This window comes from Pontibacillus sp. ABV4_188 (genome assembly GCF_056311905.1).
The window spans coordinates 470,847-485,690 of sequence record NZ_CM149975.1 but is presented as its reverse complement, the minus strand read 5'-3'; the positions used below and the strand labels follow the sequence as shown (position 1 = coordinate 485,690).

At 40.8% G+C, this 14,844-nt stretch carries 14 protein-coding genes; 4 read left to right on the top strand and 10 right to left on the bottom strand.

The features are described 5' to 3' along the window. Positions 1–125 precede the first annotated feature (125 nt). The 4 genes from ACYX4O_RS02550 to ACYX4O_RS02535 form a co-directional block, all read right to left on the bottom strand. Complete coding sequence (locus ACYX4O_RS02550) at positions 126–1,445, bottom strand: Na+/H+ antiporter family protein (RefSeq protein WP_476354314.1); 1,320 nt, start codon at positions 1,443–1,445, stop codon at positions 126–128. A 187-nt stretch (positions 1,446–1,632) separates the two neighbouring features. After that, positions 1,633–1,797, bottom strand: a complete 165-nt coding sequence (locus ACYX4O_RS02545; protein WP_476354312.1) for a hypothetical protein — start codon at positions 1,795–1,797, stop codon at positions 1,633–1,635. After that, positions 1,766–2,854, bottom strand: a complete 1,089-nt coding sequence (locus ACYX4O_RS02540) for an AimR family lysis-lysogeny pheromone receptor (RefSeq protein ID WP_476354310.1) — start codon at positions 2,852–2,854, stop codon at positions 1,766–1,768. The genes ACYX4O_RS02545 and ACYX4O_RS02540 overlap by 32 nt, the downstream gene beginning before the upstream one ends. Positions 2,855–3,204: 350 nt before the next feature. Beyond that, entirely contained in the window at positions 3,205–3,351 is a 147-nt protein-coding gene (locus ACYX4O_RS02535) for an SE1561 family protein (protein ID WP_188655004.1), read from the bottom strand. A 144-nt stretch (positions 3,352–3,495) separates the two neighbouring features. Here ACYX4O_RS02535 and ACYX4O_RS02530 point away from each other — a divergent pair, with 144 nt between their 5' ends. Continuing rightward, the gene (locus tag ACYX4O_RS02530) at positions 3,496–4,380 is read left to right on the top strand and encodes a mechanosensitive ion channel family protein (RefSeq protein ID WP_476354308.1); all 885 of its coding nucleotides are present in this window, start codon (positions 3,496–3,498) and stop codon (positions 4,378–4,380) included. Positions 4,381–4,511: 131 nt separating this feature from the next. Here ACYX4O_RS02530 and ACYX4O_RS02525 read toward each other — a convergent pair whose 3' ends face one another. Next, a complete protein-coding gene (locus ACYX4O_RS02525; RefSeq protein ID WP_476354306.1) occupies positions 4,512–5,321 on the bottom strand; it encodes a YfkD family protein in 810 nt (269 codons plus the stop codon). 132 nt (positions 5,322–5,453) lie between these two features. Next, the gene (locus ACYX4O_RS02520) at positions 5,454–5,852 is read right to left on the bottom strand and encodes an OsmC family protein (protein ID WP_476354304.1); all 399 of its coding nucleotides are present in this window, start codon (positions 5,850–5,852) and stop codon (positions 5,454–5,456) included. A 213-nt stretch (positions 5,853–6,065) separates the two neighbouring features. Here ACYX4O_RS02520 and ACYX4O_RS02515 point away from each other — a divergent pair, with 213 nt between their 5' ends. After that, a complete protein-coding gene (locus ACYX4O_RS02515; protein ID WP_476354302.1) occupies positions 6,066–7,232 on the top strand; it encodes an MFS transporter in 1,167 nt (388 codons plus the stop codon). A 112-nt stretch (positions 7,233–7,344) separates the two neighbouring features. Here the strand turns inward: ACYX4O_RS02515 and ACYX4O_RS02510 are convergent, their stop codons facing one another. Beyond that, positions 7,345–8,199, bottom strand: a complete 855-nt coding sequence (locus tag ACYX4O_RS02510) for a transporter substrate-binding domain-containing protein (protein WP_476354300.1) — start codon at positions 8,197–8,199, stop codon at positions 7,345–7,347. Positions 8,200–8,465: 266 nt separating this feature from the next. On the opposite strand from ACYX4O_RS02510, the gene ACYX4O_RS02505 reads away from it, so the two are divergent. Further along, entirely contained in the window at positions 8,466–10,397 is a 1,932-nt protein-coding gene (locus tag ACYX4O_RS02505) for a heavy metal translocating P-type ATPase (protein WP_476354298.1), read from the top strand. Between the two features lie 925 nt (positions 10,398–11,322). On the opposite strand, the gene ACYX4O_RS02500 is transcribed toward ACYX4O_RS02505, so the two are convergent. The 3 genes from ACYX4O_RS02500 to ACYX4O_RS02490 are packed head-to-tail and all read right to left on the bottom strand — an operon-like array spanning position 11,323 to position 12,957. Beyond that, positions 11,323–12,138: a YihY/virulence factor BrkB family protein gene (locus ACYX4O_RS02500; protein WP_476354296.1), complete on the bottom strand. Its 816-nt coding sequence runs from the start codon at positions 12,136–12,138 to the stop codon at positions 11,323–11,325. A gap of 38 nt (positions 12,139–12,176) precedes the next feature. Beyond that, positions 12,177–12,470 (bottom strand): hypothetical protein, encoded by a 294-nt coding sequence (locus ACYX4O_RS02495; RefSeq protein ID WP_476354294.1) that lies wholly within the window; start codon positions 12,468–12,470, stop codon positions 12,177–12,179. A gap of 16 nt (positions 12,471–12,486) precedes the next feature. Beyond that, a complete protein-coding gene (locus ACYX4O_RS02490) occupies positions 12,487–12,957 on the bottom strand; it encodes a low molecular weight protein-tyrosine-phosphatase (protein WP_476356983.1) in 471 nt (156 codons plus the stop codon). A 170-nt stretch (positions 12,958–13,127) separates the two neighbouring features. On the opposite strand from ACYX4O_RS02490, the gene ACYX4O_RS02485 reads away from it, so the two are divergent. After that, positions 13,128–14,498, top strand: coding sequence for an alanine/glycine:cation symporter family protein (locus ACYX4O_RS02485; protein ID WP_476354292.1), 1,371 nt, complete (start codon positions 13,128–13,130; stop codon positions 14,496–14,498). Positions 14,499–14,844 lie beyond the last annotated feature (346 nt).

Sequence of the window (14,844 nt, the reverse complement as noted above, 5' to 3'; positions counted from 1 at the left end):
CAGCGTGCCAGACACCCTGCAATGCTCTAACGCAATGAAGGGTGCCTGGCACGTTTTAGTGGTTTAAAGCACTAAAAAAGCCTGCCCCGGTGTGGTGGGGCAGGCTGGTGGAACGATCTATTTATTTATAAAATAATTGCTGCGACCCAACCGAACACAAACAACGGAATGTTGTAGTGTAAGAAAGTCGGAACACAGGTGTCCCAAATGTGGTTGTGACGACCATCAGCGTTCAATCCTGATGTTGGCCCGAGTGTACTGTCAGACGCAGGTGAACCTGCATCACCAAGAGCTCCTGCTGTACCGATCAAGGCTACAGTAGCAAGTGGTGAGAAACCGACTGCCACACAGATTGGTACATAAAGCGCTGCTAAAATCGGAATGGTACCAAAGGATGAACCAATCCCCATCGTAATCACAAGACCTACGATAAGAAGCAGGAATGCTATAACCATTTTATTATCACCAAGCATTCCAGATGTTTGTTCAACAAGCGCCTCAACGGCACCCGTTGTCTGAATGACGTTAGCAAATCCTGAAGCAATGAGCATAACAAATGCAATTGTCCCCATCATTCCAATACCTTCTGAAACAACTTGATCGCCCCTCTTGAAAGGTACGATACGGAACGCAAACATAGAAACAAGTCCAGCAAGTGCCCCGAACACCATGCTACCTGTATACCATTGAATACCGAGGGCAACAACAATAGCAATAATCGTGAAAACATGCTTACGACCAAAGGTTTCTACATTTTCTTCTGAGGCAGCTACTTCAGCTTTTTCAGAGTCTACCTGGATAATCTCCTCAGGATCACGTGGTTTACGGTACGTAATTAAGACCGCGATAAGGAGCCCAACAACCATTCCTAACCCTGGAATGAGCATGGACTGAGCAATTTCAGGCACTGAAACGGTCACTCCATTTTCTTTCATAGAGTCTTGAATGGTCTGGTGGAAGATCAGTCCAAAACCAGCAGGGATCATAAGATAAGGAGCTTTCAAACCAAATGTTAAAGCCGTAGCTACTCCGCGGCGATCGATCTTCATTTCATTAAACAGTTTTAATAACGGTGGAATAAGAATTGGGATAAAAGCAATATGAACTGGAATTACGTTCTGGGATAAAGATGCAACACCTGCAATCACGAATAAAAGCGCTACTCGTTTTCCCCTCATCACTTTTAATAAGTTTTGAACAAGAATACCTGTAATACCTGAATAAGCAATCGTAACAGCAAAGGCACCCAATAAAATGTAACTTAGGGCAACCTGCGCTTGTCCGCCCATGCCGTTAATAATCATATCTAATGTATCCGTCAAGCTCGCACCAGTCATAAGCCCGCCTGTAAGCCCTGCAGCTAATATGGCAATGATGACGTTGACACGCAACAAGCTTAAAACCGTCATAACAAGTACAGATACGACAACTGACCAAGCTAGCATTTTTATACCCTCCTATAGGTTTCAAGAGATTTGTATTTTTACGTTATTGTATTAGTTCGTTAACAATTTAATATGGTAAAGGACTAACGTAAAAAAATCAACCCTCTTGATTAAAAAAGGGTAGTGGGAATATTTGTTGTTTTGGAGGGATAGAAAAAAGGAAGCATTGGATGCTTCCTTTAGAATGTTATTTACCTACACCTTTGATGTATGGGTCACTAAAAGTCATAATCTCAGCTGAACTAGCTTCTACAGAAGAAAGTTCTTCATTAGGTTCTTTTTCCACACCTAGTTGTAAAGATACAGTTAACGCTAGTACACTAATTAATGTTATAAGTTTTTTCTTCAACACTATCCCACCCCCTTTTTTGTAACTCTCTTAACGGCAACCTTCCGAAGAAATAGTCTCCTATTTCATCAATGATTCTCCTATAAGATTCATATAGTAATTTTTCATTATCTTTAGCTAATCCTAGATAGTAAAGTTGGAAAGGGGATAGATCATCGAGTTCACTTAATAACTCAATAGCTCTTTCTTTATCACCACTCATCACCGCTAAATGAGCAGCTTCAGGGATATCAGTTGTTTCAATACCTTCACATTTTCCGTTTACTGCATGGATAAATGGTATAATTTCTTTTTTAAATAAACTCAAATAATAAGTTAAATTATACTCTTCAGCAATATCAACAGCTTCATCCATATATTTAATTGCCATATTAAAGTCATCATATATATAGGTTTCAGCTAAATTAGCCAGCACATAACATTTCTTCTCATAATTAATAAGAGTATTTTCAAGCAAATTCTCACCATAATGGCGCGCCATTTCTACCTCATTATTTCTCCAGTGAATTACAAACAACATTTCATTCTCTCTATATTGAAAGTACAGCCTAAGTAATGTGCTCTTAACCTCAAGCATTTTCTGAGTCAATTCATTTCTATGCTCTTTTGTGTAGGCAAAGTCTAACTTATCACAATGAGCATAAAATACAGTGAAAATTACCAAGCATTCTAATTCAGGGTCAGAAGATTGGAACTTTGAAACGAAAGAGTCAATATCGGTAATTTCAGCATTCCTAAGTTTTCTATCTAAAAAGAATTGATAAAGATAAGCCCACTCACGGTTAACTAGATTATCTGATTCCTCGTTTACTTTAACTAATTCCTGTACCTCATCAAGAAGTCCATTCATATACAAATATTCCATGCCCACCCGCTTATTTTCATCGGTTTGGCACAGAAAACAAAATTCCTTAGTTAAGTGTATAGTAGTGATCTCATCATATTCCTTCGTTAACTGTTGCAACACGGTAAACAGTGCAGGCTCGTTGGGTCCTACTAGCTGCCGAACCGATTCTAATTGCTCAGAAGAACAGATCGGACCAGTTTCTCCATTTCGCATATGCTAATCCCCTTATATAGAAGATTGAATTCACATCTGTTCGTTTTTAAAGTAAGATGCCAGAATTCTAGGTGCTTTATGAGGTTCTTTTCTAAGGTGTCATTTTTCACATTTTTCCATTGTCAATGATTCTCTGTGACTATCTTAGTTATCATCTTAATATAAAAATGGAATTTTTACCATTCTAAATGTTTAAAAATGAAGAATTTATAGAAAAATCTACTCAGTAAAATTGCTTCCTTATATGGCCCCCTCACAGAGCTAGATACTCCAAACGTGTTACCCCCTACTACATTAATCATTTTCTATATAGATATAAAAAAAAGACACCCATTACAGGTGTCTTATCCTTAAAAACGTTCTTCTAAATCTTCTAGCATTTTAATTAAGCGATCCACATCTTCGACAGATGTTTTCTCTGGGTCCAACTCATCAACTTTCGTCATAAATGTGTTTAGACGTAGTTTCAGTTCATCAATTTTAGCTTCGTTACTCATGGATGTTCTCCTTTATAATTGAAGTCATGTAGCTCTATCCTATTAGAAAAGTCGTATTTTGTCTAATGGCGCCGAGTGTTTATAGTGACGCACTTTCGTTCATGCTATAATATAGCCATCACCAAGCATGACGGAGGTTTAGTTATGAACGAATGGATCAACAACTTGCAGAATTGGTACGAAGTTTTCCTTCAAATATTCGACTATAAAATCGTTCAAGTCATTGTTGCGATTCTTGTCGTTTTTATCGGGATTCGGTTCATTAGGCGATCAATTCGATCTTTCTTTGAACGAACTTCTTTCATAGAAGAACGAAAAGAGAAGACGCTTGAATCCATGATTAATTCCATTGTTTCCTATACAGCTACAATCGGAATCATTATTTATATCCTTTCTGTATATGGTGTAGAGGTCGGAAGTATTCTGGCCGGGGCTGGTGTCATCGGGATTATTCTTGGCTTCGGGGCACAAAGCCTCATTAAAGATATTTTATCGGGTATCTTCTTTATTTACGAAAAGCAGCTTCATAAAGGCGATTTCGTCTCTATTAATGACAAATTCATTGGTACTGTAGAAGATATCGGGCTCCGTTTTCTTAAAGTACGGCAGTGGAGCGGGAAGCTACTGACCATTAGTAATGGGCAAGTCAATTCGATTCAAAACTATAACATCGATCATATGCGTGTCATCGAAGCAATCACTGTTAGCTTCACTGAGGATCCAAAACGTATATTTACGCTGTTAGAGGAAACTTGTGAACAACTTAATGAAGAGCTTGACCAATACTTAAAGAAAGACTTAACAAAAAAGCCGATTCAACCATTCCAAGTCTACGGCATGACCTCTTTAAATAAAGATCACCGAGGATATGAATACACGATTGTCGGATTAACCGAAGACCTTGTGTACTGGACCGCAGCCAAAGAGGCTAGGAGAATGATCGCTGAGAAACTGTTTGACTCTGGTGTTCAAATGTCACTACAGCATATTGATCTCCCTTCTCCACCATCAACTGATCAGAACCAATAAAATGCCTGCCCTTCACGAGGGGCAGGCATTATTTTATCACTGTAAAGGATCACCGCGTCCCAGACACCGTTTAGAGCTTCACCGTGGTAAAGCTCTAAATGGTGTCTGGCACGCTTTGTTTGGCTAAAGTCTTATTGAATGTTGAAGTTGAAGGAGATATGGTCTTGGATGGGAATCCAGGCTCCGATCCCTTGCTTAGTTACGTTTTTTACAACGAGGTATTTTTTTGAACCTTTTAGTTCAATATAGACTTCTCCAAATGTGACTTTCCCCTTTTCATTTACAGCTGGTGCAAAAGCGCTTAATGTTCCGATCTTTTTAGGCGGTATGCCGTAGGAGTTATCTTTCTTGGTTCCTTTACCAAACACCGTATGGAACGATAGTGGCAAATCTGTATTATCCTGCGCCTCAAGAAGCATCATCTTTTTGATGTCTTCTGTTTTTTCAATCTTAGCCGTTAAGCCACCTTTGATATGTTTCTCATCTTCTTGATTATAATTAAGCTTTTGTGTCTCATTACCACCAAGGTTGTTCAACTGGTTTTGGTTAATCTTTTGATACTGCCAGTTAATACTTGTTTCTTCTGACTCATATTGAAGCGGCCAGTGGCCCATATAGACCATGCCACGATATCCGATCGCTACAGGTGATGGTTTTAAATTTGTTTCATTGAGCATCTTAATTAACTGCGGATTCTCGATCTTTACCTCTGAGCCTTCAATTAACTCTCTCGTTAGCTCACTTGGCTCTAGCGTCACTTGATCTTGTGTTGAGTTAGGGTAGGTATTGTCTTTTGAAATGTTCAATACATGACTTGGAATTTTGCCTTTATCCTCCTGACTTTCATCAGGACCCTTCTTCTCCGCTGCATTTACAAAACCCGGGACAAGTAAGACAATAGCGACAATAAGAGCAAGGAATTGTTTCATATCTATTTTCATCGGTCACTTTCCTTTCGATTTTTACTTAGTTTGAACGTCCTCAGGAATTTGTATGCATTCAGAAATTCATTTCATACATAAAAAAAAGAGCTTCACTGCTCATGCAGCAAAGCTCTTCCCCTTTTATTTCAATTAGTCTAGCTCGATTGCTTCAACTGTTTCTTCAATCTCGATGCTTCCTTTAACGGATTGGACCATTGAGCAGTTCTTACTAGATAACTCTAAGTTCTTTGTAAGCTTAGCTTCATCAAGGTGTGCACCTTTAACAACGAAGTGCATATGAATCTTCTCAATTCGATTCGCTTCAGCTTCGTTACGAGTTACATCAGCTGTCACTTTAATATCTTCATACTCAATACGTTGCTTGTCTAGAATCTTACGATAAACAGAAAGACTGCAACTTGCAATGGAAGATACCATTAATTGAAATGGGCGAAACCCTTTTTCCTCATCAGGTGAAATGTTAAGTTGTCCAAATTCTGTAGATGTACGAATACCTTCATTTTTTAAATAAAATTGTAGTTGTGGCATTAAGCTTCACTCCTTTTCAAATCTCAGTAAGATTTCTTGTTACTTATAGTGTAACCGATATTAGTGGATTGATAACGTAATCTGCTTAGGTTAACCCTTTAATACCTTGCCATAAGGTCCTTTATAAAACAAGAGACATGCAAGGATTTCCCTTGCTATTTCCAATGGCTGTTAGTAGCATAAACAAATGAATAAGTTTTGGAGGACGACCTAATGGCTTCAACCCGTTTTCGTTTTACAGTATTAATTCTATTAGTTTCCATTTCAGGCTTCACTCAAGGGATGCTTCTACCGTTAATTGCAGTCATTTTAGAGCAAAACGGTGTTTCGTCTTCAATAAATGGTCTTCATGCGACCGGCTTATATATTGGCGTATTACTTGCATCACCATTTATGGAAAAGCCTTTGCAACGCATTGGTTTTAAGCCAATGATCCTTCTCGGAGGTGCGCTTGTCTTTGTCTCTATGGCTTTCTTTCCGTTTTGGGAATCTTTATGGTTCTGGTTTATATTACGCGTAACAATAGGGATTGGAGATCATATGCTCCATTTCGGAACACAGACCTGGATTACCACGACATCTCCAGAAGAGCGCCGCGGGAGAAACATTGCTCTATACGGCCTGTTCTTTGGCGCTGGATTTGCCATCGGCCCCTTAATGACAAGGCTTGTGGATATCCATATCGCTTTACCTTTCTTATTATCTGCCGGGTTCAGTGTGATTGTCTGGTCTCTTATGCTTTTTGTACGCAATCAGTATCCAGAAGACGATGGAGGCTACACCTCTTCATCTAGCTCTTTTTCACGCTTCTTTCAAGCAGGTAAATTAGCATGGGTAGCGTTCCTTCCTCCATTTGGTTACGGCTTTCTCGAAGCGACCCTACACGGTAACTTCCCAGTGTACGGAATGCGCATCGGGCATGAGGTGAGTATGCTTTCTTTAATCATTCCTATGTTTGCAGTTGGTAGCATTCTCTCACAGCTCCCTTTAGGAATTCTGAGTGATAAAATCGGGCGTAAAAACGTGCTTATCGGCGTAATCCTCGCAGGAATCGTTTGCTTCTTCCTAGCTTCTATTTTTGAAGATTCCACAGCTTGGTTATTTGCCTTGTTTACACTGTCAGGCATATTCGTAGGATCGATCTTCTCCCTCGGTATTTCTTATATGACCGATATCCTACCAAAGAGCCTCTTGCCTGCAGGTAATATTATGTGCGGAATTGCATTTAGTATCGGAAGTATAATAGGACCCTACACAGGAGGAGTATTTATTGACCTCTTCCCTGGAGCATCCTTCTTCCACATCATCACAACGATGCTCATTCTGATACTAATTCCAATCTCCCTAAAAAAAGAAGCACCACTCGCTTCAACACAATAAAGACCCACAGCGTGCCAGACACCCTGCATCACTCTAAAGCAATAAACGGTGTCTGGCACGCTTCAATGCTTTATAACAAGAAAGAGGCATCCTGTGACAGGATGCCTCTTTCTTATTGTGTTGCAACGGGGCTTTTTTGAATGGGGGCTTTGGGTTTTATGGATGCATCTTCACCGAAGAATCGTTTAGCAAGTCGGGTTAATTCTCCTTCTTGCCTCAACATCAACATACCCTGATCTATCTCTTCCTTAAGAGACGGATTTTCCTTGTTTAATAAAACACCATGCTCAGTTGGATTTAATTTAATGTCAGGGTGTAAAACCAGGTCGTATTCAGGATACGCTTTAAGCCCTACCTTTGATAAATAATAATCATTAATAATAACATCAAGAATTCCTCGATGGACATCCTTTAGGTAGACCTCATTCGATACGTTATCGTATGTAATGACTTTAGCACCAAAAGCACGTGCAATTTCACTAAATGTCGTCGTAGCTTCTCCCCCTGCTTTCTTTCCTTCCAGGTCTTCTAATTCCTTAATTCCACTATTATCGTCTTCACGCACAATTAAAGTGGTATATGAATACTTATAAGGATCACTGAACAAATAGCTCTCTTCTCGCTCATCATTGATCTGAAAATCGTTCATCGCCGCATCAACCTTTCCACTCTTTACTGCGGCAAACATTTCATCTACCCCTATCTCTTTAAATACGATTTCTACACCCAATCTCTCCCCAAGGGCACGCATAACTTCCACATCATAACCAGACAACTGATCAGAATCTTCAGGTTTGTAAGATACTCCAACAAGTGTGCCAGACGTCCCAACGATAAGCTCACCATTCTCTTTTACTTGCTCCCACTTAGACTCTGAGTGCGGAGTATTTTCAGAACATGCCGATAAAAGAAAAACCAAGCATAAGAGTGCTCCATACATTACTAAGCGTTTCAAAACAGTTGTCACTCCCCTTGATGTAATCTCACTTAATATAGCAACCACCCTACTTGAATTCAAGTGGGTTTATTATTTACATCTCCGCCAATGCGTATTTTAATTGTAAGTCTTGACTTCGACCAAAAACGTGCTACTATTAAATTACATACTAAATTATAATAATTCTAAATAAGAATCATTATCACTATTTAACAAGGTTTTTAACAACATAAAATAAATAGTTGAGATAATTGAAAAGAGTTTTCATTCTCAATTAAAAAAGGAGAGTTGAGAAAATGTCAGCTGAATCAAACACAATGATGACTTCCCCATCCTCTGCATCTACTTCACAGAACGAGTCCGCATTCATCGCCAGTCTAAAAAGCAACGGTGAATTAATCGCGGCCATTATAAGTGGGATTATTATTTTAACAGCCTGGTTAACAGAAGGTATACTTAGTGAACCTGTATCAGTGGGATTATACATTTCAGCCTTTATCATAGGTGGCTTTGCTAAAGCGAAAGAAGGCATTGAAGAAACCATCGAGGATAAAGATCTAAATGTCGAAATGCTCATGATTTTTGCTGCGATCGGATCGGCTTCCATTGGGTACTGGACAGAAGGCGCTATCTTAATCTTTATCTTCGCTATGAGCGGTGCTCTTGAAACATACACAATGAACAAGAGTCAGCGCGAGATTTCATCTTTGATGGATCTTCAACCAGAAGAAGCTCTTCGTGTTTATAACGGAAAAACAGAGCTCGTTCACGTGTCTGAACTTACAATCGGAGATCACATTCTAGTTAAGGCCGGTGAACGCGTTCCTTCAGATGGAGAAATTATTAAAGGAAATACTTCTCTTGACGAAGCCGCCATTACAGGAGAATCTGTCCCTGTTTCTAAAGAAATGGGAGCTGAGGTGTTTGCCGGGACCGTTAATATTAACGGAAGCATTACGGTAAAGATTACGAAGCGTTCGAACGAAACGCTTTTTCAAAAAATTATTCAACTCGTTCAATCTGCTCAAAGTGAAAAATCACCATCCCAACTATTCATTGAACGATTTGAAGGAACATACGTTAAAGTTGTGCTTATTGCTGTTGCACTTATGATGTTTATCCCGCACTTCGCTTTTGGATGGAGTTGGCAAGACACGATTTACAGAGCTATGATTCTGCTAGTAGTTGCCTCTCCTTGCGCTCTTGTCGCATCCATTATGCCCGCAACACTATCTGCCATTTCTAATGGTGCCCGGAACGGCATCCTCTTTAAAGGCGGTGTACACCTGGAGAATTTGTCCCATCTTCAAGCCATAGCCTTTGACAAAACAGGAACATTAACAAACGGAAAACCAATTGTAACCGATGCCTACTTCCGTTCAGATGATGAGAATTTATTAGGGATCTTCACTTCAATAGAACGAGAATCAAATCACCCCCTTGCACAGGCCATCGTAAAACACGGGGAAGCAAATAATGCTACTGAGCACTTAGATGTATTTAATATGAAAGATGTTTCCGGAAATGGAGTAACAGCAAGTGTCTACGATAAGGAATGGAAAATCGGGAAAGCTGCGTTCGTCGGAGAAGAAGAAGCTTTCAGTTTCCATAACGGAATAGCTGAGCAATTAGCAAACGAAGGTAAAACGTTAACCTTTATTGCCGATGAAAATGGCATAGCCGGATTAATCGCGCTCAAAGATACCATTCGTAAGGATACAAAACGCGCTATTCAAACCTTACGTCGTAATGGCATTTACACCGTAATGCTTACTGGAGACCATGAAACGACAGCGAAAGCCATCGCAAAAGAATGCGGCATCGACAATTACGTGGCGGAGTGTTTGCCAGAAGACAAAGTCGAACAAGTGAAGCTTCTTCGCCAATCCTTCGAAAACGTTGCCATGGTAGGTGATGGCATTAACGACGCCCCTGCTCTAGCTACTGCAAACGTGGGGATTGCTATGGGAGAAGGAACCGACGTCGCACTCGAGACAGCCGATGTCGTTCTCATGAAGAATGATTTACCGAAGATATCCAATGCATTGTCCTTATCAACAAAAATGAACCGAATTGTAAAGCAAAACGTGATTTTCTCTATTCTCGTTATTATGCTTCTAATCATTTCGAATTTCCTTCAATTCCTCAACCTTCCTCTAGGTGTCGTTGGGCATGAAGGAAGTACCATTCTTGTTATTTTAAACGGTCTTCGTTTATTGCGCTCTTAAGGAGTATGAAGCTGTTATTCAGCTTCATACTCCTTTTTTCTGTTTGGCTCTGTTAACGTTTAGGGTTGATTTTGTTCCATATAAGCCCCCTTATGCGGAAGACTTGAATTCAAGATGACCCCGTCTTGCTATGAATAGAGAAACGCTCCCGTCAACTTTTATGGAGCGTAAGGCGGGCCTGGAAATCACTCGCTTTCCGCGGGTGAGCTGTCGAGCTTCCTCGTTCGCTTCGCTCTCTGTGGGATCTCGTCTAGCTCTTTCTCCCGCAGGAGTCTCGCAATTTCCAGGCCCACCTTTGCAAAGTGGGGAGAGACGGGAGCGAGCCGAATATGGTAGGTGGGGGCTTTAATGCATTCATGATGAGTGGCCGTTCATCCAATAAACGTTAGGCAGGATCGGGGACTGCGAGACTCCCGCGGGGTAAGGAGCTTAGGGGAGACCCCGGAAAGCGCGTAGCGATTGAGGAGGCTTCCCAGCTCCCCGCAGGAAAGCGAGTTGTCCCCGATCCTGCCCTAGCACTTACAAGCGTAACGGCCACATACACGACGAAGTGTCTCAGCTTCGAGTCTTCAACAATCCTGCCCTATTCTTGAACAATCTTGTTATAAATAATAACAACATTAAACTTTAACAGAGCCTTCCTAATACAAAAAAGCCCCGCTAAATAATAGCGGGACTTTCCAAAACGAAGCCATTCGTGTATAGCTCCGTTCTATTAATTAATGGAAGTTGTTCTTTTTATTCGCAGAACTACTCGTCTTATGCTTAGCATCATCAGAAGTTTGCTTGTTTTGGTTTTTATCGCTGCGTGCTTTTTGATTGCGCTTGTTATTAGCCATTCGTCATCAACCTCCCTCTCATGAAGTCCTTATTAGAATGCTCTCTGGAGGCATCCTTTATGTACATCCCAAGGACTTTGAAAGAGTTACCGTTTAAACCATTGACGTTCACGTAACATCGCATTAATTTCGCCACCTAGAATAATGACAACTCCCGAGAGATAAAACCAAATCATTAAAATAATGACAGCTCCTAAACTCCCATAAGTAGCAGAATAATTACCCACACCTGAATTCACATAAAATGAAAACCCTAACGAAGCCGCTTGCCACGTCACTGTTGCAAAGACAGCTCCAATGAAAGATTGCCTAATATTTACGTGGTGATTAGGTGCTAAAATATATAAAGACATAAGCACAAGCAAGAAAAGCGTAGACGATATGACCCAACGCAACGCATTCCATATAGCCAGAAAATCTTCAGAGACACCAAACCACGAAAACACATATACCCCTATCGCTTTACCGAAGACCGGAAGCATAAGAGCAACAAGAATGACAATAAACATCGCAACAGTAAGGACAATGGCAATGAGACGACTTTTAATAAAGGAACGGTCCTCCTGTACATTATAAGCTCTGTTAAACGCTCTAATGACAGCATTCGTGCCATTCGAAGCAGACCACAGCGTTGCGAGTAAACCAACTGATAGCAGCCCTGTATTTTTCGTTTCTAAATTTGATGTCAGTAAATCCATTGCTTCACTTGGGATATAGCGTGACATGGCCATGACGATATCTTCAATAGAAATCGGCAAATATGCCATAAGCGCAATTAGAAAGATCATAAACGGAAAAATAGATAGCAAAAAGAAATACGCTAATTGTGCGGCTAACCCTGCCACTTCATGGTCGGAGAAACGACTAAATAAATCTTTCCCGAATTGAATAATAGTAGACAATATATCCCCCTACCTCGCATATGAAAAATGGAGTATGATTACTCAGTAGGTTCTTCGCTTTGACTTTCGATCTTCTCTAGAAATTCATTAAGCTGATCCAAGATACGAACAGCCTGCTCAGAACCTGTAGTAACAGCTTGCGCCATATGTTCGTATTTCAAACGCAGATCGTGAATCGCATCAGATGGGTGGGCAACATACTCTCTTACTTTTCCACTCGTTTGTTTTACACATGTTGAGGCTTCAAGGCGAGTGTCTTTATCAAAAAGTGCATACACAACACCCGCTAATGCCCCTATTAACACGCCTTTAATTAATTTATTTTCTCCCATGGGATCTCCTCCTATTTTATAACTTGTATGCTTCTTTTATGTCAGCTAAAAGATTCTCACAACCTTTTTCGATTAGTTCATATACTTCTTCAAAATTCCCTGTGAAGTATGGATCTGGAACGTCTTCACTGTCGCTATCATGAACATAATCCATAAACTGAGCAACAACCACACCTTCATCAAAGGAACGTAGCGCCTCTAAATCACTATAATTCTGACGATCCATTGCAATAATGTAATCAAACTCGTCCCAGTCAGCAACATTCACTTGACGAGCAGTCATACCATCATAAGAAACATTGTGTTGATCTAACAGTTTTCTTGTATCCTGATGGGGAGGTTTGCCCTCATGCCATCTTCCGGTTCCCGCTGAGTCGATCCGAAATTGGTCTTTCATTCCCTCTTGCTCTGTTAAATCCCTAAATACCGCTTCCGCCATCGGAGAGCGACAAATGTTCCCAAGACACACAAACAATACATGAATCATACGATCACCCTCTTCTATCATTAGTTCTTCCTCTATTATAGTAAATCCTCAACTCAATTACACATCATAGCTCTTTTTGAAAACTTATAAAAATTTTAGCATAAGAGTCCTTGACATTTCTTCAGATTTTTCAGAATATTTATATTATATGAATAAAGGAGGTACATAGTATGCAAGAAGAGCTCTTAGCAATATTAAAAAGTATTAGTGATTTCGTATGGGGAACACCACTCCTTGTGCTGCTAGTCGGAACAGGAATATACTTAACGATCCGATTAGGGTTTCTACAATTACGCATGTTACCTTATGCTCTACAGCTTGCGTTTAGCCCAAAGCGGCAGGACAAGAAATCAAAAGGGGATATCTCTCACTACCAATCGTTGACCACCGCTTTGGCGGCGACCATTGGAACAGGTAATATCGCAGGTGTAGCTGGAGCGGTTCTTCTAGGAGGACCTGGTGCAATCTTTTGGATGTGGATTACAGCACTATTTGGCATGGCGACCAAATATGCAGAAGCTATACTCGCAGTTAAATACCGCGTGACTGACAAAAACGGCAAGATGGCCGGCGGACCTATGTACTATCTGGAAAAAGGATTAAAAGCTAAGCCACTTGGAATATTATTTGCCTTTTTTGGTTCCATTGCCGCTTTTGGAATCGGAAATATGGCACAGTCCAATACGTTAGCCGATGCCGTAGACACAACGTTTAATGTACCAACTTGGCTTACAGGAATTATTTTAACAGCCTTAACGATTTTAGTAGTATTAGGCGGGATTAAAAGTATCGGGAAAGTAACATCTTTCTTTGTTCCGATTATGGCGATATTTTATATTATTGCTGGTCTTATTATTATCCTACTTAACTTAGAACTTGTCGGACCTGCCTTTTCCACGATCTTCACAAGTGCCTTTACAGGGGAAGCTGCTGTGGGTGGAGCTGTAGGTAGCGCGATCCGATATGGTGTAGCCAGAGGCGTATTCTCAAATGAAGCCGGCCTTGGTTCTGCCCCCATTGCAGCGGCTGCTGCCAAAACAGATTACCCTGGACGTCAAGCACTCGTTTCCATGACTCAAGTGTTCCTAGACACCATCTTAGTTTGTACCATCACAGGACTTACAATCGTTATGGCTGACATGTATTCAGGAAATATCGATGGTGCTGATTTAACAAGTGCATCCTTTGAATATTTCCTTGGTAGCACTGGTTCAATGATTGTCGCAATCGGCTTAGTCTTCTTCACCTTCTCAACCATTGTAGGTTGGTCTTACTACGGAGAGAAATGTTTTGGATACTTAACCAAAGAACGTATGCTCCCAGCCTATCGAATCGTCTTCATCGTATTTGTATTCATTGGAGCTGTTGTCAAAATCGATATCGTCTGGACATTTGCTGATATCATGAACGGTCTTATGGCTGCACCAAACTTAATTGGTCTTCTTGGATTATCTGGTGTGGTTGTTTCCGAAACGAAACGATTTATGCGCGTTGCAAAAGAAGAACGAAAAGCAAAATCCGACCCCAGTTACGAAGCCTAACAAAAAAGAGCATCCTCACTCGAGGATGCTCTTTTTATCATTTGGTCGGGGCCATTACGCTTAATAAGTGCTTGGGGTGTCTGGGGAACGACTCGCTTTCCGCGGCCCCACACGACGTGGGGTCGTTCGACGTTGTCACAGGATGTGACGATTTTAGTCGAACTTCCTCTTTTATTTGATAGCTTCCTCGTTCGCTATCGCTCTCTGCGGGATCTCGTCTACCTCTTTCTCCCAAAGGAGTCTCGCAATTTCCAGGCCCACCTTCGCCAAATAGGGAGAGACGGAAACGCGCCATGTTTGGGAGGTAGGGGGGCTTAAGAGCACTATTTTAAGCGAGTCCGTTCAT